The 369-nt window shown below is 53.1% G+C and carries 1 protein-coding gene; it reads right to left on the bottom strand.

Annotated elements, in window-relative coordinates; genetic code table 11:
* On the bottom strand, window positions 1–369 hold a 369-nt coding region (gene tnpB / locus M8006_RS17855), incomplete at both ends, for an IS66 family insertion sequence element accessory protein TnpB (RefSeq protein WP_250084581.1).

The following is a 369-nucleotide window of genomic DNA, read 5'->3' as shown; positions in this document are numbered from 1 at the left end:
CAACACACTGAAAATCCAATGCTTTATGAGGCTGCATTGCCTTCAGGTCATAGCCATCCAGCAACCAGTTGAGTTCTTGTCCGCTCAGCGTCACGGACGTTCCTTCCAGGTGCGTTGGCCACTTGAATCGCTCACGCTCCAGGCGCTTATACCAGACCACAAAGCCATTACGCTCCCAGAACAGGAGTTTGACTTTATCTCGCTGGCGATTGCCAAAGACAAACAGCGCTTTATCAAACGGGTTCAATTCCATTGCCTCCTGAACCAACAACGCCAGGCCATCGATTTGCTTGCGCATGTCCACCGGTTCACGGCACAGATACACGGTCAGGTCAGTGCTTGGACGAATCACGGCGCCACCGCCACTTG

This window comes from Halomonas llamarensis, from assembly GCF_023555005.1.
Lineage (GTDB): Bacteria > Pseudomonadota > Gammaproteobacteria > Pseudomonadales > Halomonadaceae > Vreelandella > Vreelandella llamarensis.
Note: the sequence above shows the minus strand (reverse complement) of the source record. Positions and strands in the feature narration are given on the sequence as shown.